The organism is Nitrosospira sp. Nsp1 (assembly GCF_900100985.1).
In the GTDB taxonomy this organism is placed as follows: domain Bacteria; phylum Pseudomonadota; class Gammaproteobacteria; order Burkholderiales; family Nitrosomonadaceae; genus Nitrosospira.
Genome location: NZ_FMUF01000013.1, coordinates 1 through 26,676 on the forward strand (window position 1 = coordinate 1; position 26,676 = coordinate 26,676).

Sequence of the window (26,676 nt, forward strand, 5' to 3'; positions counted from 1 at the left end):
TGTCTTCAGGATGGGACGGCTTCCCCAGTGAACTGATGATGTTACTTGCACCTTCAATCAAAATCAGAACAATTTCAATCATACAAGGATGGGTGGAGCAAAGCGCAACCCATCATTTGGGCTTAGCACACTTAACAAGAGCGGCGATATCAGCCGCGAATCGATGTGTATGTTGCCGGTTTTGATGGGTTACGCTTCGCTCCACCCATCCTACGAAATTTGTGGAACGGGATACGCAACCTCACCATCGCTCGCAATGCTGGGCACGGTCCTTCAACCGTGGCAATGGCCCCGGACGCCGCGCTTTTCGAAATAGTGCTGATGATATTCCTCCGCGGGATAGAACTCGGAGGCCGGCAGAATTTCCGTGACGATAGGCTCGCGCCAGCGCCCGCTTTGCTGCAATTTTTCCCTGGACGCTTTGGCCACAATCTCCTGCCCGGGCGTGTAAAAGAAAATCACCGAACGGTATTGCGTACCCACGTCCGGTCCCTGCCGATTGGGCGTGGTAGGATTGTGGCAATTCCAGAACGCATCAAGCAACTCATCGTAACCAACCTGGGATGGATCGTATGCCACCTGCACCACTTCGGCATGGCCGGTCTCACCCGAGCATACATCGCGATAGGCAGGATTCTTGACATGACCGCCGGCGTATCCGCTTATCACCTCATCCACGCCCTTGACTGCCCGAAAAACAGATTCGACGCCCCAGAAACAACCTGCTCCAAAAATTGCTTTTTCTGTTGTCATTCCGGCACCTCCTCAACGTAACCACGCTTAACCACGTAACCGATTTATATGCCCATGCTGATGTCGAACGGATCGCCACCGTAACCGGCGGATAGCTTTCGTTCTCAATCATAAATCCAGAATACCATGCTGGCTGCAAGGCCATCAAACACAATGGAGCAAAATTTAGTGCCAGTGCCGGCCCACTCTGGAGCCCATCATGGATAACATGCAAAAATCACTAAAAAGTCCAACATGGCTACCTCGGCTTCCGTGGCGCGTTGGCGAATAGGCGGTCATAAAGAAAATTTGGGAGGAATCTTAAAACCCGGGCGACGATGGCCATTTGCCAGGGAATCACGGCGAACAGCACCTTATTCTCGATAATGCGCACGATTTTTTCAGCAACCTCTTCTGCTGTCAGAAGGAAAGGCATGCGGAAGGGATTATTCGCCGTCATCGGTGTCGCGACGTAGCCGGGACAAATGGTGATGACCGATACGCCATTGCCGTGCATCTCGACCCGCAGGCTTTCGAGATAGCTGATGGCGGCAGCCTTGGAGGCTGAGTAAGCGCCGCTTCCTGGAAGACCCCGATAACCCGCAACGCTGGCAATGCCAACCAGGCTGCCTTGTCCGGCTGTCCTCATTACAGAAATAAACGGCTGGAAGAGGTTTACCATGCCAATGACATTGGTGGCGAGGATGCTTTCAAAAACTTCACGATCTTCGGCATATTCGGTAAGCGTGCCGCGGCTGATGCCCGCGTTGGCGATGACGACATCGGGGCAACCATGACGGCGCATGAAATCGTGCGCTGCGGCTCGCATTGCCTCGGCATCACGGACATCGGCCGCGTAGATGGATGCACCCGATAATTCTGCCGCAAGCGTTTCCAATAAATCCACGCGCCGTGCGATCAGGCCCAGCGTTGCCCCCAGACCGGCATAGTGCCGTGCCAATGCGCTACCCAAGCCACTGGATGCTCCGCTTATGATTACTTTCAATGGCATCAAACAGCGTCTTGATATCGCACTATTTCTTTACCCGCTCCTTGCGCACCTTCTCAATCAACTCATCCATCGTTCTGATGGTATCGTCGGGCGTGCCACCCATTTTTCCGCTGGTGAGGTATCTACCGTCCACCACTATCGCCGGCACGCCTGTGAGGCTGTAATCCTTGGACATATGTGTTGACCGCGACGCCTGGTTTTGTACGGAGAAAGAGTTGTAGGCATCAATAAATTTCTTCCGGTCTATCCCCTGCTTGGCCATCCAGTCGAACAATACCTCGTCCTTGGTCAAATCGATCTTGTCGCGATGAATGGCCTCGTAGACCTTATCGTGCAGCCGGTCTGTTTCGCCAAGCGCTTCCAGCGCATAGAAGGTTTTTGCGCCGGGAATCCAGTTTGCGCGAAAGATGGCGGGAACGTAACGAAAGTTCACATCTTTAGGCTTCCGCTTCAGCCAGGCTTTGATTCGCGGATGAAGTTCGTAGCAATGCGGGCAACCGTACCAGAAGAATTCTATGACTTCAATCTTGCCATCACTGTCGGTCGGTCGAGGTTGGGGCAGAATAGTGTAATCCGTCCCTTCAACAATTTCGGCGCGAGCGGCCGAAATACCGGTGACACTGATGCCGACCAGAAAGAGGACCGCCGCAAGCAAACGCAATGAATTCATTTTGTTCTCCTGGAAATAGACTGTATATTTATTCGCGCCGAAAGCGAGACTGGAAGTCCCTGTTTTACTGCACCCCTTCATGTATTTTGATGAGACTGCTTTGCACGCCGCTTTGTTGCAGAGATGCGCGCACCCGGTCGCCATCTGCAGCACTGGAAAAAGGGCCTACGCGTACTCTGTGCCAAGTACCTTTTTCCGGCAAATTGGCGGCTTGAACCGACGCTTCTACCCCGAGCATGGCGAGTTTCGCTTTCAAATTATCCGCGTCATCGGCATTCTGGAAAGACCCTGCCTGAAGAAAATACTTATCCTGCGAAGAAGTCCGCTGCGCAGCCTGCTTGATCTGGTGCTCCGGCACAGGCTCCTCGGCATCGGGCAGTATCTTATAGAATTCAAAGCGTGGTTTGGCATCGGCAACGTTGGCCGGTTTGGCTCCCGTGCCGGAGGATTGTGCCGCCCTTTCAGTTTGGGTTGCGGCGCTATCCACCACTTTATCCTGGGATATAAATGGGCTGGGCGCCTGATTGATATACATCCAGGTGCCAATGGCGCTGAGTAGGCCCAACGCATAGCCGATAAATACCCCCAGGAGAAGCGTACTCCTGCTTTTGGCGGAAATTGAAGAGTTGGTGTGGGTTTTATAATCTCGGCTCATGGGAGGCATATTCAATAGAGTGGCTACATCTTGGCCGGCGCGCTTACGCCCAGCAGTTTCAGACCGTTGCTCAATATTTGCCGTATTGCGGCAACCAGCCCTAACCGGGCCAGCCGCAGCGGAATTTCCGGAACGAGAAAACGGGTAGCATTATAGTAACTGTGAAACTCACCCGCCAGTTCCCTGAGATAGAAGGCGATCAGGTGAGGAGAAAGTTCCTTCGCCGCTGCCTCCACCATTTCAGGATAATCGATCAGCTTCTGCAAAAGAGATAATTCAGCGGGGTCTATAAGTGGAGACATATCCGCTGTGCGAAGCACCGCCGGGTCTTCACCCCATTGTTCCAGCACGCTGCAAACCCTTGCATGGGCATACTGCACGTAATAAACGGGATTATCGTTGCTTTGCGATTTAGCCAAGTCCAAGTCAAAATCCAGATGCTGGTCGCTTTTACGCAATACGTAAAAAAAACGTGCTGCGTCGTTTCCTACTTCCTGGCGTAATTCACGCAACGTGACAAACTCCCCCGAACGGGTGGACATGGGTGCTTTTTTTCCGTCGCGGTAGAGCACCGCGAACTGCACCAGCGCAATTTCAAGTTTTCCGGGATCGATAGCCAGCGCTTTCATCGCGCCTTTTACCCGTGGAATATATCCGTGATGGTCGGCCCCCCAGACATCGATGACGCGTTCGAAGCCGCGTTCGAACTTGTTGAGATGATAAGCGATATCTGAAGCGAAATAAGTAAACTGCCCGTTTTCCCGCTGAACCACCCGGTCTTTTTCATCGCCGAAATCGGTTGATCGGAACCACTGGGCGCCATCCTGCTGATATAGATAACGCCCCTGTTCGAGTAATTGGACCGCATGTGCCACGTCACCGTTATCGAACAACGATTGCTCGGAAAACCATGTATCAAAAGCGACACCGAATTCCATCAAGTCATTGCGACAGTCGCCCAATTGCTCGGTCAGGACGAAATTGTGAATGTATGCGTAATCCTGCCCCAGCAGTTTTTTGGCTTTGGCGATCAGCCCGTCGAGGTCTGCTTCGGTACCGGTCTCCGCTTCCTCCGAGATACCTTCGAACAGCAGATCAGGCCGATGAACATACCGCCCTGCATGCGCCTTGTAGATCAGGCGTGCCATATCGCGCACGTACTGGCCTTGGTACGCATTGCCGGGGAAGCGCGAAGTGACCCCATTCAGCTCCAGATAACGCAGCCAGGTGGAAAGCGCAAGAATATCCATCTGACGTCCGGCATCATTGACATAATACTCACGCGCGACGGAATACCCGGCCGCCGCCAGCACATTGGCAAGGCTTGCGCCGAATGCCGCACCTCGCCCATGCCCCACGTGCAAGGGTCCGGTCGGATTGGCCGAGACGAATTCCACTTGTACCTTTTTACCTGCGCCCAGATTAACATGGCCGAACTGCTCGCCACTTTCCAGCACGTAACGGGGAAACTGCTGCTTGGCGGAAGTCGTGAGAAACAAATTAATAAAGCCGGCACCCGCGACCTCTATCTTTTCGAGATAAGGTGAGGCGGAAAGCACGTCGACGAGCAGCGCGGCGATCTCACGCGGACTTTGGCGCAGCGGCTTGGCCAATTGCATCGCCAGGTTACAAGAGTAATCACCATGGCTCGCCTGGCGGGGGCGCGCAAACTCTATATTCGCATCCAACGCCGAGGGTCCCATTTCGCTCAAGGGCGTCCGCAGGAGCTCGGCAAAATGGGATTTAAAGTTGGGCTGGACTGGAGGAATCATGACGATAGCGAAAGGTTGGCAGCGGTTATTATAACGACGTTGGGATGAGTTACGCTGCCAGTTTGCTTGGCGCAGCGATGAATGAAAGAGGAAAAACACCGCTAATTCGCTGTGGCGGCGCGCTCCAGGGGATTGCGCATATTAAGAATAGCGTAAAATTGGCTATTTACCGGGCAAGCGCCGGATCAATTCGGCATAAATCAGCGTATCAGGCAATGAGCCAGGCCGCCCCTTTCACCATTGCAATCTGAGGTAGCCTTCTTTTTCAGCGAAATTGAAGCGTATTATATTAGCGCCACGGTTTATCCGTGGCCGCTGAGCGAGAGCCTTGTACGGACCTACCGCTGAGATGGATCGCTCCATGCGAAGCCGTCGTTGGCGCGGCGAAAAAATGTGCAATTCGAACTGACCCGCACGAATTTCTTTCAGTTCCGGAGCGAACGGCTGGGCCAACGGTTCGCCCACAAACACGCCCTCGCCCGGCCATGCCACGCTCTTCCAGTAAGATTCGATGGCGCTTTCGCCAAGCGCGTAGTGAAACATGGCAACGGCGGGAAAAGGGAACTTCTGCATATGGTTGCATGGCTCGACCACGGTCCCGTAACTTGCGGTGGCGCCCGCTTCCAGCCAGCGCAGGCTGCTCATCTGCATTGAATCGGTAAGCTGGCCGCCGGCTGAAGTCAAATGATCAGCCAACGCGCCCGGCAGAAAATCCAGTGTATGGAGTTGCGGCACGTTGACCAGGCCGGTGAAATAAAAAAGAACATCGTGCCGGCCTGAAATTGCTTCGGTTTTCAGGATTTCGATGGGGAAAACACCGGCCAGTTCTTTTTCGGCCAGCTCGAAATAGCTGGCCCGCACACTGCGTGCCTTGTCGGGCGTTATTACCAGGTAGGCGTGTCCTTTGGGAAAACTGCGATCAGAGGCGACTCCCCGATCGATCAGTGCCTTGACCTGCTCGAAATCGGTGCCGGCCAGCATCATAGCCGGTCGTATATTATGATCGTTGACAGGATGAAGACTGGACGAGTTGAAGTATGGACTGGGTCTGGTAGCACCACACTCGGACGAGCAATAGTGCTCGTCGAAGCCAAAGGCCAGCGCCGAAGTCAGCGACATGCAAGCTACCCGGTAGGGAAGTGTCCACGCGACCGCATAGGCTTGAATGTGAGGGGGCGTGGCCTGATCGATTTCCGCCTTCAGTTGCTGAAACTCATCCCTTGAGAGGGCGTTCCGGCCGGACGGAAAGTTCAGATGAATCATGTTGGCTGCCGGGATATGGCGCGCCTTCTGGTAGTAATCACCCACTTCAAGGGATTGGGGATCGCTGTCGTTAATGATGACAGCAAGCTCATCCGGCGCCAGCCCCGTGCGCGGCAGCTCGATTCTTGCTTGAGCATGGACAGGCAGTGGCCCGGACATCAGAGCGATCAGCAGGACGGGGAGACAGGTCAGAAACTTCCAGCTTGCGAATCGCGGACGGGCAAGGCGTCCCATCGAAGATGCACGTAGAGGCGCCCATTCCCAGGCGAATAACCTCGGCCCTGAAGCCGGGGCCGGCAAATTCCGGTTTTGAGAAACGTCCTTATTCCCCAAGCATATAAAATAAGCAGGCTTCATCCTCGTGCATAATAAACCTAAATCCGGTAATTGACCGCTCATTTGATGGATCAGTATTATGGTTAATAACAATATTTCATATTATTTTACGCTCACCTTCCGGGTGAGGGCGCTACGGGGCGAATTGCACAGTTTTTGGGGCACATGGCTGCGTTGCAACTCCTTGGAATGGAATGGCGCCCCGAAGCGTCGCCCGAGGGGCCCCGCGAAGCGGGGATCGGGCAGCGCAGGGGATGCCGCGATCGCGCTCTACACGCAAGGGGGCGCCCGCATCCCGATTCGGGGTCGCACCTTCCTGCGGAAGGCACTGCTCCGCCCTGCGCGGTCGCATTCCGCGTCGTTGCGCCTTGCCCTGCACCCCAAAAACCGTACACTTCACCCCGTCCAACTACCGGATTTAGGTTAAACGCTCCACGAAAATGCGTCCACTGTCCCATGCTGCCTCTACATGATCTTCTCCGCCAGCGGTTGCCTGGTATTCCCGTTACCAAACTGCTGGTCGCCGTCAATCTGCTGGTCTTCGCCGCCATGCTCGTGGGCGGAGCGGGGTTGTGGCATTCATCCAATAGCGTGCAATTGGCCTGGGGCGCAAATTTTGGTCCGGCTACGCAAGACGGCGAATGGTGGCGCCTGGGTACCGCGCTATTCCTCCACTTTGGCGCCGTCCACCTGACGTTGAATCTCTGGGCGCTCTGGGACGCCGGGCAACTCGTTGAACGGATGTACGGGCACGCCCGCTTTACCTGCATCTATTTCGCCAGCGGCCTGACGGGTAACTTGCTGTCACTCGTTGCCCATAGAGGATTAGCCATTTCCGGGGGCGCTTCAGGCGCCATTTTTGGCCTGTTTGGCGCCCTGCTCATATTTCTCTGGCGCGAGCGCCACAATCTGCATCCGAAGGAATTTCGCTGGTTTTTCTGGGGGGCTGCGGGTTTTGCCCTTGCCAGCCTTGTCCTCGGCCTTTTGATTCCCGGCATCGACAATGCGGCGCATATCGGCGGTTTTTTTTCCGGAATACTCGGCGGAATCATACTTGCACAGCCTGCCGGTAGAACAGAACGTCGATTCCGCCACATCCGCCCGCTTGCCGGAGCCGCTTTTGCACTTGCAATTATCATCCTCGTCAGCCAAGTGCCCGTGCGCACTTATCGCTGGAGCGAAGAGGTGCTGGCGCGCAAGGAGATCGGAGAATTTTTGCGGGACGACGCAGCGATCACGCAGTCCTGGCAGAGCATACTCGATAAGGCCAGGCAAGACGGCATCTCATTCGACGAACTGGCAGGACGTATCGACACATCGGTTGCCGACCGCTATGAAGAAAGCTTTGAGCTGCTCTCCGAGCTTCCGCCCAACCCTGCCCTGCCTTCCGCCGCTACCGTGGAAATACTGCGCCATTACGCCGAGCGCCGCAGGGATGCGTCACGCGCCTTGGCGGAGGGATTGCGCGCCAACAAGCCCGAACAGATCCACGACGCCCTGGAAATGGAAAAACAATCGCGGCAGCTCACTCAACCTGAAAAAGATGAGCTTTCCAGGCCAAGGCGCGCAGAGCAAGATAAAGACAAAAATGCGAACTGAAATGAGCGGGATAACCACTATTGAATTAATTGACCGAATAATTCGGAATTATTTGACCAATCAACTCCAACTGAAATGAGTGGGGTAACCACTATTGAATTGATGCACACGTAGTACCCGGATCAATGTTTCATATGCCTCCATACGGTTTTAGCAGGATGGGTGGAGCGTAGCACAACCCATTATTTGGTTATTCTCACACCAAAGTGAAGGTGATAACGTCATGGTCCTGGTCTATGATAATGAAACATGTAAACGGCAAGCGATAAGCGTTACCGCACCCGGGCACGAGGCAGTGCCGCGCACTACCGGCAACCCGGACTTCAGCCCGCCGGCATGCTTTAATTCCATGAAAAGCTTTTGACATACCTCAAAAAATATTGCACTGTGTGCACTAGTTCTAGTAAAATGTATCCAATCTTGATACTAGATGTAGTGGTTTAAGGATTTATCGATATCCACAGCCACCCGCTTCAGCCATAGGGAAGAAGCCGCTTTCCCAGTATAGATGAGGAGAATCCGACATGCAGCTTGCAACAGATCACATGAACCGTCCGGCAGTAGCGGGGCACGAACTTTCTTCAACCCTTCCCACCCAGGACACCCGGTACTCCCAATACAAAATCATTCGTCGCAATGGTTCTGTGGCCGCGTTCGAGCCGGCCAAGATTTCTATTGCCATGACAAAAGCATTCATCGCCGTCAATGGCGGCCAGGGTGCAGCTTCCGCCAGGGTACGGGAACTGGTGGCACGGCTGACCGATGACGTGGTCAATGCATTGATACGTCGCCAGCCTTCGGGCGGGACTTTTCATATCGAGGACATTCAGGATCAGGTGGAACTCGCGCTGATGCGCTCTGGAGAGCATGATGTGGCGCGCGCTTATGTGCTCTACCGCGAGGATCGCGCACGCAAGCGGGCGAGACAGAAAGAAATGGGCGTGGTGGAAGCACCGGCCAGCGTTCTGAATGTAATCGAGAACGGTATCAGGATCCCCCTGGATACGGCGCGCCTGCTGACGCTGATCGAATCTTCCTGCTCAGGCCTGGGCGAAGTGGTGAACCCGGCGCTGATACTGAAAGCCACATTGAAGGACTTGTACGATGGCGTCCCTCTGGAAGAAGTAAGAAAATCGCTGGTTCTGTCGGCACGCGCGTTAATTGAAAAAGAGCCGGCCTACAGCCATGTCACTGCACGGTTGTTGTTGCATTCCCTCCGTTTCGAAGTGCTGGGCGAAGAAGTCCTGCAACAGGAAATGTCCGATCGCTATGCAGCGTATTTTCCTGAATTCATCAAACGCGGCATCGATGCGGAATTGCTGGATGAGCGTCTGGCGCAGTTTGACCTGCCGCGTTTGGCCAAAGCGCTGGATGCCAACCGCGACCTCAAATTTGGCTATCTCGGTTTGCAAACTTTGTATGACCGTTATTTCCTGCATATACAGGACAGTCGTATCGAGCTGCCGCAGGCATTTTTCATGCGCGTGGCAATGGGGCTTGCGCTGAACGAAATTGACCGGGAGGGACGCGCGTTGGAGTTCTACCACGTGCTTTCGAACTTCGACTTCATGAGCTCCACTCCAACCCTGTTTAATTCGGGAACCCGCCGTTCGCAATTGTCTTCGTGCTACCTCACCACGGTGCCGGATAACCTCGACGGTATTTATGAGGCAATCAAGGAGAACGCCCTGCTCGCCAAGTATGCCGGGGGACTGGGCAATGATTGGACGCCGGTACGGGCCATGGGCTCGCACATCAAGGGTACGAACGGCAAGTCGCAAGGCGTGGTGCCTTTCCTCAAGGTGGTGTCCGACACTGCGGTAGCGGTAAACCAGGGCGGCAAGCGCAAAGGCGCAGTTTGCGCCTACCTGGAATCATGGCACCTGGATGTCGAGGAGTTTCTGGATTTACGCAAGAATACCGGCGATGACCGCCGCCGCACTCATGACATGAATACCGCCAATTGGGTTCCCGACCTGTTCATGAAGCGCGTCATGGAGGGCGGGGAGTGGACACTTTTTTCACCCTCGGACGCGCCCGACCTGCATGAAAAATTCGGCAAGCCGTTCGAGCAGGCTTATCTTGCCTACGAGGAGAAGGCCGCGCGCGGCGAACTCAGCCTGCACAAGAAGATTCCCGCGCAGCAGCTATGGCGCAAAATGCTCAGCATGTTATTTGAAACCGGACACCCATGGATCACTTTCAAGGATGCCTGCAATATTCGCTCGCCGCAAAGCCACATTGGTGTCGTGCATAGCTCCAATCTCTGCACCGAGATAACCCTCAATACCAATGATCACGAAATCGCCGTGTGCAATCTGGGGTCGGTCAATCTGGCGGCACATATTGCCGACGGCGAACTCGATGCCGTCAAGCTCAAGCGCACTATCAGCACCGCCATGCGCATGCTGGACAATGTGATCGATATCAATTTCTACGCCGTCGCCAAGGCGCGGAATGCGAACCTCAAGCATCGTCCGGTGGGACTGGGCATCATGGGCTTCCAGGATTGCCTGCATATGCTGCGCATCCCCTATGCATCAAATGAGGCGGTGGAATTTGCCGATCACACAATGGAAGCGGTTGCTTACCACACCTATTGGGCCTCCACCGAATTGGCCGAAGAGCGCGGACGTTATGCTTCCTATCGCGGCAGCCTGTGGGATCGCGGGATTCTGCCTCAGGACACGCTGGATCTCTTGCGCGAAGAGCGCGGCGGTTACATCGAGGTAGACAGGTCGGCCACGCTTGAATGGGATGCGCTGCGCGAACGTATAAGAGAGCATGGCATGCGCAATTCCAATTGCCTTGCAATTGCCCCAACCGCGACCATTTCCAATATTATCGGCGTATCCGCCAGCATCGAGCCGGCCTTCAAGAACCTTTACGTCAAGTCCAATTTATCGGGTGAGTTCACCATGGCGAACGAATTCCTGGTGAACGACCTGAAAAAACTGGGACTCTGGGACGAAGTCATGATTTCGGACCTGAAGTATTTCGATGGCGCCCTGGGCCAGATAGACCGGGTGCCGGCCGATATTCGCAGGCTATATACCACTGCCTTCGAGTTCGATCCACAGTGGTTGATCGAGGCGGCTGCGCGGCGGCAGAAGTGGATCGATCAGGCACAATCGCTCAATATCTATATGGCGGGGGTGTCCGGAAAAAAACTGGATGAGACTTATAAGCTGGCCTGGCTGCGCGGCTTGAAAACCACCTATTATTTGCGCTCGCTCGGCGCGACTTCAGCGGAAAAATCCACGGGCAGGGCAGGCTCCCTGAACGCGGTGCCAATAGAAGGAAACATGCCAGTGAGTGCAATGGCAACTGACGTGAGTTATTGTGGCATTGATGATCCCGAGTGCGAGTCATGCCAATAATAATTCGCAAGGAATCGGAAAATAAAAGGAGAAGGATATGCTGACATTTGAGGACGATACGGTGCAATCGGGAATGCCACGAATAAATGGTGCGTCGAGCGATGCAAGAGTGCTGGCTGCATCCAGGCTGAGCCCGCAAAGCGCCGGTTCGAATGGATCTGAAGTGCAGAATGGCGAAAATAATGATAGCCCCGTTGCCGGTAATATAAATCGGCGCCTATCGGTTGAAGACAAGCGCATCATCAATTGCAAGGCGGACGTCAATCAACTGGTGCCGTTCAAGTACAAGTGGGCATGGGAGAAGTATCTTTCCGCCTGCGCTAACCATTGGATGCCGCAGGAAATCAACATGAGTGCAGACATCGCCTTATGGAAAGACCCCAATGGGCTGACCGAGGATGAACGCCGCCTGATCAAGCGGAACCTGGGCTTTTTTGTTACCGCTGATTCGCTGGCCGCCAACAATATCGTACTCGGCACCTATCGCCACATCACCAACCCGGAATGCCGGCAGTATCTGTTGCGCCAGGCATTTGAAGAAGCGATCCATACGCATGCTTATCAATACATTGTCGAATCGTTAGGTCTGGACGAGGGGGAAATTTTCAACGCTTATCATGAGGTGGCGTCAATTCGGGAAAAAGACGAGTTCCTGATTCCATTCATCGACACGCTCACTGATCCGGCGTTCGAGACCGGCACACCTGAAGCCGACCAGAAGTTGTTGAGGAGCTTGATCGTATTCGCCTGCATCATGGAAGGACTGTTCTTTTACGTGGGTTTCGTACAAATTCTGGCGCTCGGCAGGCAGAACAAAATGACCGGAGCGGCGGAACAGTATCAATATATTCTGCGCGACGAATCCATGCACTGCAATTTCGGCATAGATGTCGTTAACCAGGTCAAAATGGAAAATCCGCATTTATGGACCAAGGCGTTCCGTGATGAAATCAGCGCGCTGATGCAAAAAGCGGTGGAACTGGAGTACCGTTATGCGGAAGATACGTTGCCGCGTGGTGTCCTCGGATTGAATGCGCCGATGTTCAAGGAATACTTGCGCTATATCGCCAATCGCCGCTGTCAGCAGATCGGTCTGGATATCCTCTATCCGGGCGCCAGCAATCCTTTTCCCTGGATGTCGGAAATGATCGACCTGAAAAAGGAAAAAAACTTTTTTGAAACCCGCGTTACGGAGTACCAGACCGGGGGAGCGCTAAGCTGGGATTAAATAGAGAAACCGAATCAATATGCTTGATCTTTATACTGGCCGGTAACGTTGTGGAATCTGCATATGGCGATAAATGTAGTAGTGTGACATGCTGTAAGCCCTGAGTAATCTTACCTGGAGGTTGAAATGGCGACTACCAAGAAATCCGCTACAAAGAAACCGGCCGTGGCGAAATCCGCAACCGTAAAAAAGCCCGCAACCAGCAAAAAAACGTCAATCAAGAAAGCAGCAGCGGAGGAGTCAGCCGAGAAAGCCGAGAGCAAGACCGCTGCTTCAATCAAGAAACCTGTAGCAAGAGCGACCGCTTCCACAACGGCCTCGGCTGAGCAAGAAAAAACGGCAGCCCCAAAGTCGGTTAAAAAAGCGTCCAAGAAAGCAGTCGAGGAACCCGCGGAGAAAAAAACCGAGAAAAAAGCTGAAAAGAAGGCCGAAAAGAAGGCCGAAAAGAAATCTTCCGCCTCAACCAGCAAGTCGGCAGCAAAGGAAGATACGGCGGAAAAGACAGTCTCTCCAGGCAAAAAAGCCAGCGCGAAAAAATCCGAAGGGAAAGCGGCTTCGGCTAAAACCGGAATTGAGAAAAAGACGAAGAAAGCAACCGGCAAAAAAAAAACGACTAAAATCAGCTAAAACCAACAGCCCAGCTCCGAGCTGGCCATTCCCCTTTTCAGGATCGGACTCCTGAATCTGGGGTTGGCATTGCGGATTAGCCTGCTACGGAGAAGTGATAAGCCGGTCCGGCAGTCATGGATATAAACACTGCCTTCTCTTTTTAGTAGTTCACACATTGCAATACCGAAAATCGATTGCTTTCTGTCGATCGAAAGTAGCTCCCGACTTCCTATTCCCATATGTGCCACCGCGCAACCGACCCGTCAATAATCATTATCTTTTCTCTGCACTGATTATTTACGCTGGTAAAATTTTGCGGACGAGGTTAACATTAAAGCCAGTTCAACCTGTAAATCCTAGTGGAGGTAGTCATGGATTATAAAATTCCACCAGCGTCACGCGATTACGACACCAAGCGTATTGTCGAACGTCCCGATGGTTTTTATTGGCATGATGAGCAGGAGAGCGGCAGGATTTTTGGTCCCTTTCCAACGCTGCTCGAAGCTACGCAGGATATGGAATACAATGCGGAATCCGATTATGAGCCTGGGGAAACCCTGGAGCAGGCGGAGGAAGAGATTGGAATATCCGACTGGATCGATCCTGAAACCGGCCAGCCTGGTGAAGCTTCATTCCGTCTTGAAAATTGACCTGCGCGGTTTTGATTTTGGAGATTGATCGCTGGCTCGGCATGAGTTGGCCGAAAATCCGGAAACAAATCTATCGATTCGGCCAGCCTGGGCGCTCGTGATGGTAAACCTTGGAAAGAGGCCTGAAAACCAATCTCGACCGCTTGTCGTGCGACTTCCCGGCACCGCGCTTTATCCTCTGGCACCGAATCAGCCACTAAATTCGGCTTCCGTTCTGGCCATGTGTTCAGAACTGCCTCACCTGTTTATCTAGCCGAAGGTCTGCATGAGTTACCGCGAAGAACGCGACAGCATGGGCGTGATGCAAGTGCCTGCCAGCGCGCTGTGGGGCGCGCAGACGCAGCGTTCGCTGCAGAACTTCAGAATCTCCTTCGAACGCATCCCTTTCGCACTGCTTCACGCGCTCGCGCTGGTAAAACGTGCAGCAGCCAGCGTCAACCGCGATTTAGGTCTGCTGGATGCCGATGTCGCTGCTGCCATTACACAGGCTGCCGATGAGGTGGTTTCAGGTCGCCATGATGCGGAATTTCCCCTTGTAGTATGGCAGACAGGCTCCGGTACCCAGACCAACATGAACATGAATGAGGTACTGGCGAACCGCGCTTCCGAGTTGCTCGGGGGCGGGCGCGGGGCCGAATGCAAGATCCATCCCAACGACGACGTGAACAAGGGGCAATCGTCCAACGACGTGTTTCCTTCAGCGATGCATGTGGCGGCGGTACGCTCTATCGATCAACGATTGATACCCGCCATCGTTGCGCTGAGGCAGACTTTGGCTGCCAAGGCGGAGGAATTTTCCGGTATCGTCAAAATCGGCCGCACTCATCTGCAGGATGCGACGCCCCTGACATTGGGGCAGGAGTTCTCGGGTTATGTTTCGCAACTGGATCACGGACTGGCGCATGTAAACGCATCGCTTCCCCATTTGCATGAACTGGCCTTGGGTGGGACCGCGGTGGGAACAGGTCTGAACACCCATCCTGAATTTGCCGGCCGCATAGCAGCGGAATTGGCAAGACTGACGAATCTGCCGTTTGTCACCGCGCCCAATAAGTTTGAGGCGCTCGCTGCTAATGATGCGCTGGTTCATGCCCATGGCGCACTGAAGACGCTGGCCGCATCATTGATGAAGATCGCTAATGATATCCGTTGGCTCGCTTCCGGCCCCCGCTGTGGTATCGGGGAATTAAAAATCCCTGAAAATGAGCCGGGCAGTTCCATTATGCCGGGAAAGGTCAATCCTACTCAATCGGAAGCGATGCTCATGATTTGTTGCCAAGTAATGGGTAACGACGTAGCGATTAATTTTGGTGGGTCCATGGGGAATTTTGAGCTAAACGTCATGAAGCCGCTTATCATCCATAACTTTCTGCAAAGCATTCGCCTGCTTGCGGATGGCATAGTGAGTTTCAACGACCATTGCGCGACAGGGATGACAGCCAATATCGAACGTATCGATGAGTTGGTGCATAATTCGTTGATGCTTGTGACAGCGCTCACGCCCTATATCGGCTATGATGTCGCAGCGGAAATCGCCAAGAAAGCGCATCGCGAAGACACGCCGCTGAGAAAAGCGGCGATTGCCTCGGGGTACGTTACAGCCGAGCAATTTGATGGCTGGGTAAGGCCGGAGAATATGATAGGGACAGGTAGGCGGAATTAAAATTACTCCTCCCGAATTTTCCAGAGCGGCCACGGGTCGGGGCATCGTCGGCGTGGATCTACAATCCATATACCGTGAATTGTCCGGGATTCCGGAAGTTATGTGCTGCTGCAGGCTGTCGAATATCAGAAAAATTTTTGCTCGCGGCGATCTTGCATGAAGCGTCATAAACAGGAGCAGGCTGCGGGTGAATGAGTTCAATACGGCCACCGTCGGCGCCGCCTAAGGTCGGCCTTGTGCTGACTGGCGGCGGCGCGCGCGCCGCCTACCAGGTGGGCGTATTGCGGGCCATCGCCGAAATGTTGCCGAAGAAGACGCGCAATCCCTTTCCTGTGATTTGCGGTACTTCCGCCGGGGCATTCAATGCCGCAAGTCTTGCAGTTTCGGCCCGGAATTTTCACGACGGGGTGCGCGATCTGTCGACGGTGTGGGAAAATGCGCATGTCAGCCAGGCTTATCGTTCCGATCCCGTCGGCGTATATGGAAACGCGGCGCGCTGGTTGGCTTCGCTACTGATTGGCCGCTTAAGAAAACGCAGCGTAGTTTCCCTGCTGGACAATTCGCCACTGGCTCAACTACTGGAACACAGCTTGCCGCTTCATGGCATTCAGAGAAGCATCGAAGCAGGCGCTTTGCATGCGCTGGGCATCACCGCCTGGGGCTATACTTCGGGCCAGTCGGTTACGTTCTATGAGGGCGTTGACGGCATAGCACCCTGGAAACGGGAACGCCGCATCGGCATATCGGCGCGTATCGGGGTTGAGCATCTGATGGCGTCCTCCGCTATCCCTATTCTTTTTCCGGCAATGAGGCTCAATCGCGAATATTTCGGCGATGGGTCCATGCGCCAGCTCGCACCCATCAGTCCCGCGCTGCATCTGGGCGCGGAACGGGTGCTCGTAATAGGCGTACGCGCGACGGTCGAAGCTCAACCTGAGCGCGCCAGAGTCGACAGCTACCCTACGTTGGCGCAGGTAGGAGGCCATATTATGGGCAGCCTTTTTCTCGACAGTCTTTACGTCGACCTGGAGCGCCTGCAACGCATCAACAATATTATCGGGATGATCCCGGATGAGAATTTGAAAAATAACGGCTTGCCGCTACGCCAGATCAAATCGATGGTAATTTCTCCCAGCGTGGAAATCAATAAAATCGCCGAACAGCACGCGCACGCCCTACCACGTACCGTACGGCTTTTTTTTCGCAACATCGGCGCAATGCGACGAGACGGCTCTGCGCTGCTGAGCTATGTTCTGTTTGAAGAACCCTTCTGCCGTGCATTGATTGAACTGGGATACCAAGACACCACGCCGCGCAGATCGGAAATTCTTCAATTCATTCACGCAGAGGGCGAGTGAGCGAGACGCTGGTATAATTGCGAGAACGGCCCATTCAAGGAGGACTATATATCTTCTTGCCTAAGTTTTATGTAGCCACCTAATTTTCAGAGATTTACTTATGGACTTCGCCAGTCCGCAATTCTGGGTCGCGGTACTCCAAATCATCGCCATCGATATCGTCCTGGGCGGTGATAACGCAGTCGTCATCGCGCTTGCATGCCGAAGGTTGCCGGAGAAGCAGCGAAATCTCGGGATTTTCTGGGGAGTATTCGGCGCAATCGCGCTGCGAGTATTGCTGGTTTTCTTCGCCCTTAATTTGCTGGCTGTTCCATTCCTGAAGATTTTAGCCGCGCTGTTGCTATTATGGATCGGCACCAAGCTGCTTCAGCCCGAGCCACATGGTAATGGGCATAAAGTTGATGCCAGCACAACGCTATTGGGGGCGATCAGGACTATCATTATCGCCGACGCGGTGATGAGCCTCGATAACGTCATTGCGATTGCAGGCGCAGCCAAGGACAGTATCGAGCTGGTCGTTTTCGGGCTGGTGGTGAGCGTGCCCATCATCGTTCTGGGTAGCAAGCTGGTGATGAAGCTGATGGACCGCTTTCCTGTCACCATCGCCATTGGTGCCGGCTTGCTGGGCTGGATCGCGGGAGATATGGGCGTTACCGACGCGGTCAGCAAGGAATGGGTCAATACGAACGCGGCTTATCTGCACTGGCTTGCCCCTGCCTGTGGCGCACTGCTGGTTGTGGTAACCGGCAAGTGGCTTGCTGCGCGGGCGCAGGCAAAAAGTGTGGCCGGTGTGGATCTGGTGGATGATGTGAACAAACCGTTATAGCTGCCGTTTTGGTGGGGAGAACATATGCTGAAATTCTTGTTGCCGGTGGACGGCTCGGACGCTTCCGATAGAGCGATTGCGGAATTCATCACCCTTATCGATTGGTACAAGGAAAAACCGGAAGTCCATTTGCTGAACGTGCAATTCCCCCAGCGCGGGAATGTACCTCTGTTTATAGACAAAGAGAGTATTGAACTGTATCAGCAGGAAGAAGGGATGAAAGAACTTCGGACAGCACGTGAATTGCTGGATCAGGCGGGCATCGGCTACCAGCTTCATATCACGGTAGGAACTCCGCCGGACATGATCCTGCGTTATGCAAAGGAATTAAACTGCAATCAAATAATCATCGGGCCGCGAGGGCTGGGGGCGGTCAAGGGGATCTTGCTGGGTTCGGTAGCCAGCAAGGTTATTCAGCTATCAACAATACCAGTGCTACTTATTAAATGACAACTGGAGTGAAAAGTACTGGATATGGCATGAGTTCTAACCAAAGGAGCTTTATCAGGATGGCGCTGGACAAGAAGGGTTTGACCTTGATTGAATTGATGATGGTGTTCGCGATTATCGGTATTCTAGTAACCGTTGCGATTCCGCCTGCATATCTGCTTTATCAGGATTCCCAGGCTCGGACTCAAGTTGACGAAGCGGTTGATCTTCTGGATAGTGTAAAAACGCCTGTCTCCGCGTTTCATTCAGATAACGGCGGATGGCCCACAAAAGCGGAGTTTGATACCCTTGTGAAAACACAGGCTGGAAAGTATGTCGCAAGCCTGACACCTGCGACCCTGGCTTCCGGCTTTCAGGTAACGGCAACATTCAAGAATAATGGAGTAAGTCCGGAGCTCTTGAAGGACGGCACTGGCAGAACGCTGGTTTTGGCGACAACCGATGGCGTAAAGTGGATTTGCAACGACAACGCTCACCCCGCTGCCGGCGTACCTGGTCTTACCGCAGGGAACGTACTACCTCAACATCGTCCCCCATCTTGCAAATAGCGCCGCGGTAAATGTTAACCTTGCGCATGACCGATACTCGATAACCAGGTATTGGTGTATTGGTGGCTGTAAAATTATTTTGTATTCTTATGCAAATGCTAACCTGTACGATAGTGGATGAGAGGCATCCCCGCTCGGCAACGGAGCTACCCGTAAAGGGCGGATGTCGATTATTCGAAATAGCTGAATTCATGACGGGCAATTGACCACGACGTCCCAAAGCTTATAATCTTCAGGTAATACCCTCCAAGCAGGATTGAAATCCTGTTGCGGCTCAGTTTATTGAATTTATCATCAGCGCAGCATAAGAGGCAGGGGTAATATCAAGGCGCCTTGAATTGGAAGAAACAGGAAACAAATGGGCAAGCCGTTATGCCCGCTCGAATATTTTTGTAGCAGGACAAGACAACCGGAAAGAATATATGAATGAAGGTAACGACACTATCGCACCGTATGACCAGATAGCGGCATACTTCAATCAAGTACCCATGTGGCCCCTGGTTCTGCTCGCCGCCGCGACCGTTGTTGCGGGGATTTATGAATTATATTATCGCAAACGCCGGAATGAGGCCGCCGAGGAATTTCGTTCAGCTATTCTTCATACGCTTTCCGGCCTGTATCCCGAGCCTGTCAACTGGCCTAGAAGCATAGATACCTATCTTTGCGCCAGATTGCCGGTAATGCAGGACATTATCGATGACTTCAAGCCCAATATCCGCCAGGAGGACATACCGGCCTATAACAGGGATTGGGATAACTACTACCAGTTTTGCCGGACTGAGGTAACGGACGAGAAATGTACCGCAGCGGAGAGGGACGGTCAGGTACCAGACCCAAAAAAAACTTTTCACACGCTTGTTTCCAAACTCTTGCGTTATGGGAAGTGAGTTCTCGACAAGACTTTGTACGTGCCAGCCAGAGAAATTCCAAACACGATGTGCGTCACCACTGTGATCCAGTCGCGCGCTTCTGAAAACCAGGGAAAAAAGGCCGTTGCGCCATACATGTTTACTGTATATATCAGCAACCCGTAGAGGGAACCCGCTAGCAGGGAAAACACCGTTCCGATACGAGAAAGCACGCGGGCCAGAATCAGGCTGTACACAATGGAAATCACGAAGTGAATAACGGTCGCGATTATTATCACTTTCCAGTCGAACGTGGCCGGTGGCGGTAGAACGCTTTGCCCCAGGAGGATAGCCGCGGTAAAGCGTGCATCTCTATAAAAGATGTGCGGCAACGCGTCCGTGAACACCCGCCACAGGAAAATCTGGGCTCCCGTGGCAACCACGCCCGCGACAATGCCGGAACTGACCGCTGCTCTCCAGTTCAATGGCATATGTCGTAAAAAAATTCCGGCTTTTTACCCCTCATATCACTCAAAACTCCCATTATCCATATCATGCGCCAAACCGGAATCTCCGGGCTTGCATTCCCTGATTGAACGACAATTGTCGGGGAAGTAGCGGGTACTACTGATGGGGCGGGTTCGCCGAGTCGGAGCAGCTTCGATTTCTTCAAAACGTACTACTGAAAACGGATTCGTTCTACAATGATAGCAAAGTCGTTTTGCAGGCACAGGCGCGAAATGCCGGCGGGTAATAAATTATATTGTTACCCGAATGCTCGTGAAAAATGACCCTGGCTGCAACTAAACGGGAAAGCCGGCAGTCCATGGATCAGGTGCCGGCAAATTCAAACTCTAGAGATATCTCATAGCGGGATGCAATCAGCCTATCCATGCAAAGCGTCAACTTGACCCATCATTTTCTGATCGCCATGCCCGCCCTGGCAGACCCCTTCTTTTCCAAGACGCTAACGTATATCTGCGAACATAGTGATCAGGGTGCCTTGGGTCTGGTGGTTAACCGGCCCATCGACCTTACTCTCAAGGACCTGCTGGATCAATTGGATATTTCTTCCGATGACCAGGCGGTAAGCGCGTTGCCAATCATGTTTGGCGGACCGATACAACTGGATCGCGGCTTCGTACTGCATCAGCCTGTCGGTGACTGGCAATCCACCATGGTAGTACATGATAAGGTCGGGCTGACTACTTCGCTCGATATTTTGCGAGCGATAGCAAGCGGAGAAAGCCCAAAAGAATTACTCGTTGCATTGGGTTATTCGGGATGGGCTCCGGGCCAGATAGAGCATGAATTATCGCAGAATACATGGCTCACCGTGCCCGCGTCACCCAATATCATTTTCGAATTGCCGGCTGAGGATCGTTTGACGGCAGCAATGCGTCTGCTTGGAGTCGATCTGTCAAGCCTGTCGGATGAAGTGGGGCATTCTTAATAGCCGCATTCTATTCACCGGCAACCCTCCACGGTGGCATGCGGGCTTGTCCAGTGACTCCCGATCATGAATATTGAAACCCATCTTGCCGGGACGGTTTTGGCTTTCGATTTTGGCGAAAGGCGCATCGGCGTGGCGGTGGGGAACCTGGAGTTGGCTTTAGCGCATCCGCTTGCCACAGTGAGCAACAAGAATGCAGCGGAATGCTTCGAAAGCATCGCTCAGCTGATTGATGAGTGGCATCCAGCGCTGCTGGCAGTGGGTTTGCCTACTCATGCAGATGGTACGGAACATGAATTGACCCGGCGGAGCCGGCGCTTTGCGCGGCGTCTTGAAGGTCGTTTCGGCATCAAGACAGTACTGGTGGATGAGCGTTATACTTCAATTGAAGCCGGCGCGGCACTGCAGGAAGCCGGCATTAATAAAAAGAAGCAAAAACCGCTATTGGATCAGGTAGCGGCTCAACTGATATTGCAAACTTATTTTGATGGACGAAATGCAACTACCTGATGCAGAACAATTGCTGGCCGAGCTAACCGGAAGGATACGGCCTGATGTCGAAACGAGCACCGCGCTCGTCGGAATCCACACCGGGGGGGTATGGCTGTCGCAACGGCTGCACCAAGATTTGAAGCTTTCGCTTCCCTTAGGTGCGCTGGATGTTTCGTTCTACCGGGACGACTTTGGTCAGATTGGCCTGCATCCTCAGGTCAAACCCTCGGACATCCCATTCGAGGTGGAAGGCAGCCACATAATTTTGATAGATGACGTGCTTTATACCGGACGCACCATACGTGCCGCTATCAATGAATTATTCGATTATGGCAGACCGGCAAGCGTCCGCCTCGCTGCATTGGTAGACCGGGGCGGCAGGGAACTCCCCATCGCCGCCCAATATGTTGGAGCAGTGCTCGACTTGCCCTCGGATAAAATGCTCGCGCTCGAAAAAGCCGACAACGGAACATTGAGCCTGAGCCTGTATGACAAACGCCGGGATAATGAATAATCCGTGAATAATCCGCAACTGAACAAGAACGGCGAATTGCAACACCTGCTTACCACCGAGGGACTGTCCGCCGCTATTCTGTTGAATATCCTCGATACCGCCGAGTCTTTCGTCGGGGTTACGGAGCGCGATGTCAAGAAGGTGCCCTTGCTACGCGGTAAATCCATATTCAATTTATTCTTCGAACCCAGTACACGCACTCGCACAACCTTTGAAATCGCGGCAAAACGCTTGTCTGCCGACGTGGTCAATCTCAACATTGCCGTTTCCTCGCAATCCAAAGGCGAAACGCTGCTGGATACGGTAAATAATCTCTCCGCGATGCATGCCGACATGTTCGTGGTGCGGCACTCGCAAAGCGGAGCCGCGCACTTGATCGCCCGCCATGTCCGGCCCGAGATTCATGTCATCAATGCCGGGGATGGCCGTCATGCGCATCCTACACAGGGGTTGCTCGATGTATTCACCATTCGCCATTACAAACCCGACTTTCGTAATCTTCGAGTAGCAATAGTCGGCGATATTTTGCACTCGCGCGTGGCACGCTCCCAGATTCATGCGCTTACGACACTCGGTGTGCCGGAAGTGCGGGTCATTGCACCAAAAACACTGCTCCCTTCCAAGGTCGAACGTCTCGGCGTACATGTCTATCACGAGATGGCGCATGGGCTAAAAGATGTGGATGTGCTGATGATGCTGCGTCTGCAAAGCGAGCGCATGTTAAGCGCACGTCTCCCCAGTACCGAGGAATACTTCAAGTATTATGGACTCACGCAGGAGAGACTGGCGCTGGCCAAGCGAGACGCTATTGTTTTACACCCCGGCCCGATGAATCGGGGCGTTGAAATCGATTCCGCGGTTGCCGACGGCAAGCAATCGGTAATTCTGCCGCAAGTGACATTCGGCATTGCGGTACGGATGGCGGTAATGTCGATTTTGGCAGGCAATTGAAAGAGATGAAAAAGATTATCAGGAGCGGCCGTTTCATAGACCCGAAGAGCGGGACCGACGCCATCATGGATGTATTCATTGCGGCAGGAAAAATCGTCGGCCTGGGCGAAAGCCCGCCTGGTTTTCATGCCAATCGGGAAATAGATGCAACGAACATGATAGTGTGCCCGGGCCTGGTGGATTTATCGGCGCGGTTGCGCGAACCGGGTTTTGAATATAAAGCCACCCTCGAATCCGAAATGGCTGCGGCGGTAGCCGGCGGTATCACCAGCCTGGCATGCCCTCCCGATACGGATCCCGTACTGGATGAGCCAGGGCTGGTGGAAATGCTGAAGCACCGTGCCAGGAGTCTCAATCAGGCCCATGTTTATCCGGTCGGCGCACTTACTCAGGGCTTGAAAGGTGAACGGCTGACGGAAATGGCTGAATTACGTGATGCTGGGTGTATCGCTTTTGGCCAGTCGAATATGCCGCTTCCGAACATACGTGTGATGATGCAAGCAATGCAATATGCTTCCACCTTCGGCTTCGTGGTTTGGCTTCGCCCCCAGGATATGAATCTTGCCGACGGTGGCGTGGCGCATGACGGTGAAGTGTCGACGCGATTGGGCTTGCCTCCGGTTCCTGTTTGCGCGGAAACCGTAGCGTTGGCGAATATTATCCTGATGACGAGGGAAACGGGCGCCAGGGTTCATCTATGCCGTATCTCCAGCGCGGAAGGCGTCGCCATGATTCGTGCGGCCCGGCAGCAAGGCCTGCCCATTACCTGCGATGTATCTGCCAACCATATCCATCTTTCCGAAATGGATATCGGCTTCTTCAATTCCAATTGCCATCTCATTCCACCTCTACGGGCGTTGGGAGATCGTGACGCGCTACGGGCCGGGCTTCTCGACGGCACGATAGATGCGATATGTTCGGATCACGCGCCGGTGGATGAAGATCACAAATTATTACCTTTCGCCGAGGCCGAAGCCGGCGCCACAGGCATGGAACTGCTGTTGCCGCTGACCTTGAAATGGGGGGCTGAAAAAAGAGTTCCGCTGGCCCGGGTATTAGCGAAAATCACTGTGGAACCCGCTCGTATACTGGGGGTGGAAGCCGGCTGCCTGTCTCCTGGCGCTACCGCCGATTTGTGCATTTTCGATCCCGAACAATACTGGAAAGTGGAAGCCGCCGCACTGAAAAGCCAGGGCAAGAATACCCCGTTTCTCGGTATGGAACTGCCAGGCAGAGTAAAATACACTCTGATCAACGGTAACATCGTACACGAAGGTTGAGGTTTTGAAGTTGCGCCACAACCATGCGCTGTCATTTTCGTACCCCCGCAACTGAACTGACTACTCTCGACAATATGATGAATCCTCTGCTTGATTTTTCCGGACTGCCGCGCTTTGCGGATATTCGAATCGAACACATCACCCCGGCGCTGAAACAATTACTGGCCGATGGCCGCAGCACTATCGATCGGATACGTGATGATGACGCCATGCCGACCTGGCAGAATTTCGTGCAACCGATAACAGACGCCAATGAACGCCTGTCTCGAGCATGGGGGCAGGTGTCACACTTGAATGCGGTGGCGAATACCCCGGCGTTGCGTGAGACATACAACGCCAACCTGCCATTGATCACGCAATATTATGCGGAGTTGGCACAAGACCCCGCCCTCTTCGAAAAATTCAAACAACTCCGCAACAGCCAGGCGTTCGAAGGCCTGAATCAAGCTCGAAAGAAGATAATCGAAAATGACTTGCGGGATTTCCGCCTGGGTGGGGCGGAGCTACCGCCCGAGAAGAAAAAGCGGTTTCTCCAGATTCAGGAAGAGCTGTCGGCGCTGGGTTCCAGATTCAATGATAACCTGCTGGATTCCACCAATAATTTTGTATTGCATATACAGAACGCGGATGAGCTTTCCGGCATTCCCGATGATGCAGTGCAGGCAGCGCGGGAAATCGCGGAAAAGGATAATACCCCAGGTTGGAAATTTACGCTGCACGCCCCATCATACATGCCCATCATGCAGTATGCCGACAACCGGGCACTGCGCGAAACAATGTATCGCGCATACTCCACGCGCGCCAGCGAGATCAAGTCACCGGCTCCGCAAACCGGAAACGCTGTCGATCTGGATAACACGCCGCTTATCGCGAAAACACTCGAACTGCGCAAGGAAGAGGCGCAACTGCTGGGATTTGATTGCTACGCCGAAGTCTCGCTTGCGACCAAAATGGCCTCGACCCCAAAACAGGTGCTGGATTTTTTGGGTGAACTCGCCGCCAAGGCAAGGCCTTATGCGGAGCGCGATCTCAAAGAATTACGTCAATTTGCCGCCGAAAAAATGGGATTGGAAAATGTCGAATCATGGGATCTGGCTTATGTAAGCGAAAAGCTGCGCCTCGACCGCTATGCATTCTCGGAGCAAGAAGTGAAGCAGTACTTTCCTGAAACCAGCGTGCTGCCGGGCATGTTCAGGGTAGTAGAGAATCTTTATGGCATTACCATTGCCCGGGCAGAGGCTGCCGACATTCAGCTCTGGCACACCGATGTAAAGCTTTTCAATATCACGGGCATTCAGGGAAATCTGATCGGCCGGTTTTATCTTGACCTCTACGCGCGTCCAGGCAAACGGGGCGGAGGATGGATGGATGACGCCATAAGCCGCCGCCGTATCGGCGGCGGTGAAGTACAGGGGGAAGAAAGCATTCAGGTACCGGTTGCATACCTTAACTGTAACTTCTCCGCACCTGTTCATCTTGACGGCCAAGCGCGTCCTGCCTTGTTCACCCATGACGAGGTGATCACGCTATTTCATGAATTCGGTCATGGTCTGCACCATTTGCTTACCCAGGTGGAAGACCTGGGCGTGTCGGGTATCCACGGCGTAGAATGGGATGCAGTGGAACTACCCAGCCAGTTCATGGAAAATTTCTGCTGGGAATGGGAAGTCCTGCGTGACATGACCAGGCGCGTAGACACATTACCGCAAAGCGACAGCTTACAGGAAACGCGCCATGCTCCGTCTCCCGCCCCGGATGGCTTTGCCAACGCCATGTCGGCGGAGCGCGAGGGTAGCAATCAATCTATTCCGCGTGATTTATTCGAAAAGATGCTGGCGGCGAAGAATTTCCAGAGCGGCTTGCAAATGCTTCGCCAGATAGAATTCGCGCTATTCGATATGCACCTTCATGCCGATTTCAGCCCCGGTGGAGAAAAAACGGCACAGCAACTACTCGATGAGATCCGTGAACAGGTTGCGGTAATTATTCCCCCTGAATTCAATCGGTTTCCCAACAGCTTTTCACATATTTTTGGCGGAGGCTACTCTGCCGGCTATTACAGCTACAAGTGGGCGGAAGTGTTGTCTGCCGACGCCTACAGTCTTTTTGAAGAAAATCCTGCCGGGGTTGTAGTCAATCCGGAAGCCGGCGCCCGCTTCTGGAATGAAATTCTCGCAGTGGGTGGAAGCCGCACTGCGCTGGAATCATTTATCGCATTTCGGGGTCGCGAGCCAAAAATAGATGCCCTGTTGCGCCACCACGGAATGGCGCCTGCGTGAAAAATATGCCGGAAAGGCTCGGCCGCGCGTAAGCATTCAGCAATCTTTCAGCTCCCGGGAAATTGGGTGCGGCAGGACAAGTTTGAAGGAATTGGCCGAGGGACCGAG

24 protein-coding genes are annotated in these 26,676 nt (G+C 53.5%); 16 read left to right on the forward strand and 8 right to left on the reverse strand.

What is annotated here, in order from left to right; genetic code table 11:
- Window positions 1-273 precede the first annotated feature (273 nt).
- The 6 genes from msrA to BLP78_RS09435 all read right to left on the reverse strand — a co-directional run bounded on the left by msrA (window position 274) and on the right by BLP78_RS09435 (window position 6,338).
- Window positions 274-753: a peptide-methionine (S)-S-oxide reductase MsrA gene (gene msrA / locus BLP78_RS09405; RefSeq protein ID WP_090458682.1), complete on the reverse strand. Its 480-nt coding sequence runs from the start codon at window positions 751-753 to the stop codon at window positions 274-276.
- A 238-nt stretch (window positions 754-991) separates the two neighbouring features.
- Window positions 992-1,744: an SDR family oxidoreductase gene (locus BLP78_RS09410; RefSeq protein WP_090458684.1), complete on the reverse strand. Its 753-nt coding sequence runs from the start codon at window positions 1,742-1,744 to the stop codon at window positions 992-994.
- 22 nt (window positions 1,745-1,766) lie between these two features.
- Window positions 1,767-2,414, reverse strand: a complete 648-nt coding sequence (locus tag BLP78_RS09415) for a thiol:disulfide interchange protein DsbA/DsbL (protein WP_090458686.1) — start codon at window positions 2,412-2,414, stop codon at window positions 1,767-1,769.
- A gap of 64 nt (window positions 2,415-2,478) precedes the next feature.
- Window positions 2,479-3,069 carry an SPOR domain-containing protein gene (locus BLP78_RS09420; protein WP_090458687.1) on the reverse strand — a complete coding sequence of 197 codons (591 nt, stop codon included), beginning with the start codon at window positions 3,067-3,069 and terminating at the stop codon, window positions 2,479-2,481.
- Between the two features lie 23 nt (window positions 3,070-3,092).
- Window positions 3,093-4,841, reverse strand: coding sequence for an arginine--tRNA ligase (argS, locus tag BLP78_RS09425; protein ID WP_090458689.1), 1,749 nt, complete (start codon window positions 4,839-4,841; stop codon window positions 3,093-3,095).
- A gap of 234 nt (window positions 4,842-5,075) precedes the next feature.
- The gene (locus tag BLP78_RS09435) at window positions 5,076-6,338 is read right to left on the reverse strand and encodes a TIGR03790 family protein (protein WP_090458692.1); all 1,263 of its coding nucleotides are present in this window, start codon (window positions 6,336-6,338) and stop codon (window positions 5,076-5,078) included.
- 558 nt (window positions 6,339-6,896) lie between these two features.
- Between BLP78_RS09435 and BLP78_RS09445 the strand changes: the two genes are divergently transcribed.
- The 3 genes from BLP78_RS09445 to BLP78_RS09455 all read left to right on the forward strand — a co-directional run bounded on the left by BLP78_RS09445 (window position 6,897) and on the right by BLP78_RS09455 (window position 12,647).
- On the forward strand, window positions 6,897-8,039 hold the full coding sequence (locus BLP78_RS09445) for a rhomboid family intramembrane serine protease (RefSeq protein WP_090458697.1): 1,143 nt from the start codon (window positions 6,897-6,899) through the stop codon (window positions 8,037-8,039).
- Between the two features lie 524 nt (window positions 8,040-8,563).
- On the forward strand, window positions 8,564-11,419 hold the full coding sequence (locus BLP78_RS09450) for a ribonucleoside-diphosphate reductase subunit alpha (protein WP_090458699.1): 2,856 nt from the start codon (window positions 8,564-8,566) through the stop codon (window positions 11,417-11,419).
- Window positions 11,420-11,456: 37 nt separating this feature from the next.
- A complete protein-coding gene (locus BLP78_RS09455; RefSeq protein WP_090458701.1) occupies window positions 11,457-12,647 on the forward strand; it encodes a ribonucleotide-diphosphate reductase subunit beta in 1,191 nt (396 codons plus the stop codon).
- A 110-nt stretch (window positions 12,648-12,757) separates the two neighbouring features.
- Here the strand turns inward: BLP78_RS09455 and BLP78_RS15290 are convergent, their stop codons facing one another.
- Window positions 12,758-13,249 (reverse strand): hypothetical protein, encoded by a 492-nt coding sequence (locus tag BLP78_RS15290; protein ID WP_143002932.1) that lies wholly within the window; start codon window positions 13,247-13,249, stop codon window positions 12,758-12,760.
- Window positions 13,250-13,627: 378 nt separating this feature from the next.
- Here BLP78_RS15290 and BLP78_RS09465 point away from each other — a divergent pair, with 378 nt between their 5' ends.
- The 7 genes from BLP78_RS09465 to BLP78_RS09500 all read left to right on the forward strand — a co-directional run bounded on the left by BLP78_RS09465 (window position 13,628) and on the right by BLP78_RS09500 (window position 19,638).
- Window positions 13,628-13,906: a hypothetical protein gene (locus BLP78_RS09465; RefSeq protein ID WP_025040793.1), complete on the forward strand. Its 279-nt coding sequence runs from the start codon at window positions 13,628-13,630 to the stop codon at window positions 13,904-13,906.
- Window positions 13,907-14,171: 265 nt separating this feature from the next.
- A complete protein-coding gene (gene fumC, locus BLP78_RS09475; RefSeq protein ID WP_090458706.1) occupies window positions 14,172-15,569 on the forward strand; it encodes a class II fumarate hydratase in 1,398 nt (465 codons plus the stop codon).
- 191 nt (window positions 15,570-15,760) lie between these two features.
- On the forward strand, window positions 15,761-16,927 hold the full coding sequence (locus BLP78_RS09480) for a patatin-like phospholipase family protein (RefSeq protein ID WP_090458707.1): 1,167 nt from the start codon (window positions 15,761-15,763) through the stop codon (window positions 16,925-16,927).
- A gap of 100 nt (window positions 16,928-17,027) precedes the next feature.
- The gene (locus BLP78_RS09485) at window positions 17,028-17,753 is read left to right on the forward strand and encodes a TerC family protein (protein WP_090458709.1); all 726 of its coding nucleotides are present in this window, start codon (window positions 17,028-17,030) and stop codon (window positions 17,751-17,753) included.
- 24 nt (window positions 17,754-17,777) lie between these two features.
- Window positions 17,778-18,203: a universal stress protein gene (locus BLP78_RS09490; RefSeq protein WP_090458711.1), complete on the forward strand. Its 426-nt coding sequence runs from the start codon at window positions 17,778-17,780 to the stop codon at window positions 18,201-18,203.
- Window positions 18,204-18,232: 29 nt separating this feature from the next.
- The gene (locus BLP78_RS09495; RefSeq protein ID WP_256330192.1) at window positions 18,233-18,751 is read left to right on the forward strand and encodes a pilin; all 519 of its coding nucleotides are present in this window, start codon (window positions 18,233-18,235) and stop codon (window positions 18,749-18,751) included.
- Between the two features lie 422 nt (window positions 18,752-19,173).
- Window positions 19,174-19,638, forward strand: a complete 465-nt coding sequence (locus tag BLP78_RS09500) for a hypothetical protein (RefSeq protein WP_090458714.1) — start codon at window positions 19,174-19,176, stop codon at window positions 19,636-19,638.
- Here BLP78_RS09500 and BLP78_RS09505 read toward each other — a convergent pair.
- Window positions 19,626-20,090 carry a sodium:proline symporter gene (locus BLP78_RS09505; RefSeq protein ID WP_090458716.1) on the reverse strand — a complete coding sequence of 155 codons (465 nt, stop codon included), beginning with the start codon at window positions 20,088-20,090 and terminating at the stop codon, window positions 19,626-19,628. The two genes, BLP78_RS09500 and BLP78_RS09505, sit on opposite strands and share 13 nt — an antisense overlap.
- Before the next feature lie 401 nt (window positions 20,091-20,491).
- Between BLP78_RS09505 and BLP78_RS09510 the strand changes: the two genes are divergently transcribed.
- From BLP78_RS09510 to BLP78_RS09535, 6 genes are all read left to right on the forward strand, one after another.
- On the forward strand, window positions 20,492-21,052 hold the full coding sequence (locus BLP78_RS09510) for a YqgE/AlgH family protein (protein ID WP_090458718.1): 561 nt from the start codon (window positions 20,492-20,494) through the stop codon (window positions 21,050-21,052).
- Window positions 21,053-21,118: 66 nt separating this feature from the next.
- Window positions 21,119-21,562 (forward strand): Holliday junction resolvase RuvX, encoded by a 444-nt coding sequence (ruvX, locus tag BLP78_RS09515; RefSeq protein ID WP_090458720.1) that lies wholly within the window; start codon window positions 21,119-21,121, stop codon window positions 21,560-21,562.
- The gene (gene pyrR / locus BLP78_RS09520; protein WP_090458801.1) at window positions 21,549-22,058 is read left to right on the forward strand and encodes a bifunctional pyr operon transcriptional regulator/uracil phosphoribosyltransferase PyrR; all 510 of its coding nucleotides are present in this window, start codon (window positions 21,549-21,551) and stop codon (window positions 22,056-22,058) included. The genes ruvX and pyrR overlap by 14 nt, the downstream gene beginning before the upstream one ends.
- A gap of 3 nt (window positions 22,059-22,061) precedes the next feature.
- Complete coding sequence (locus tag BLP78_RS09525) at window positions 22,062-23,009, forward strand: aspartate carbamoyltransferase catalytic subunit (protein ID WP_025040804.1); 948 nt, start codon at window positions 22,062-22,064, stop codon at window positions 23,007-23,009.
- A 5-nt stretch (window positions 23,010-23,014) separates the two neighbouring features.
- Complete coding sequence (locus BLP78_RS09530) at window positions 23,015-24,289, forward strand: dihydroorotase (RefSeq protein WP_090458722.1); 1,275 nt, start codon at window positions 23,015-23,017, stop codon at window positions 24,287-24,289.
- Between the two features lie 74 nt (window positions 24,290-24,363).
- Window positions 24,364-26,568: a M3 family metallopeptidase gene (locus BLP78_RS09535; protein WP_090458723.1), complete on the forward strand. Its 2,205-nt coding sequence runs from the start codon at window positions 24,364-24,366 to the stop codon at window positions 26,566-26,568.
- Window positions 26,569-26,676: the final 108 nt, after the last annotated feature.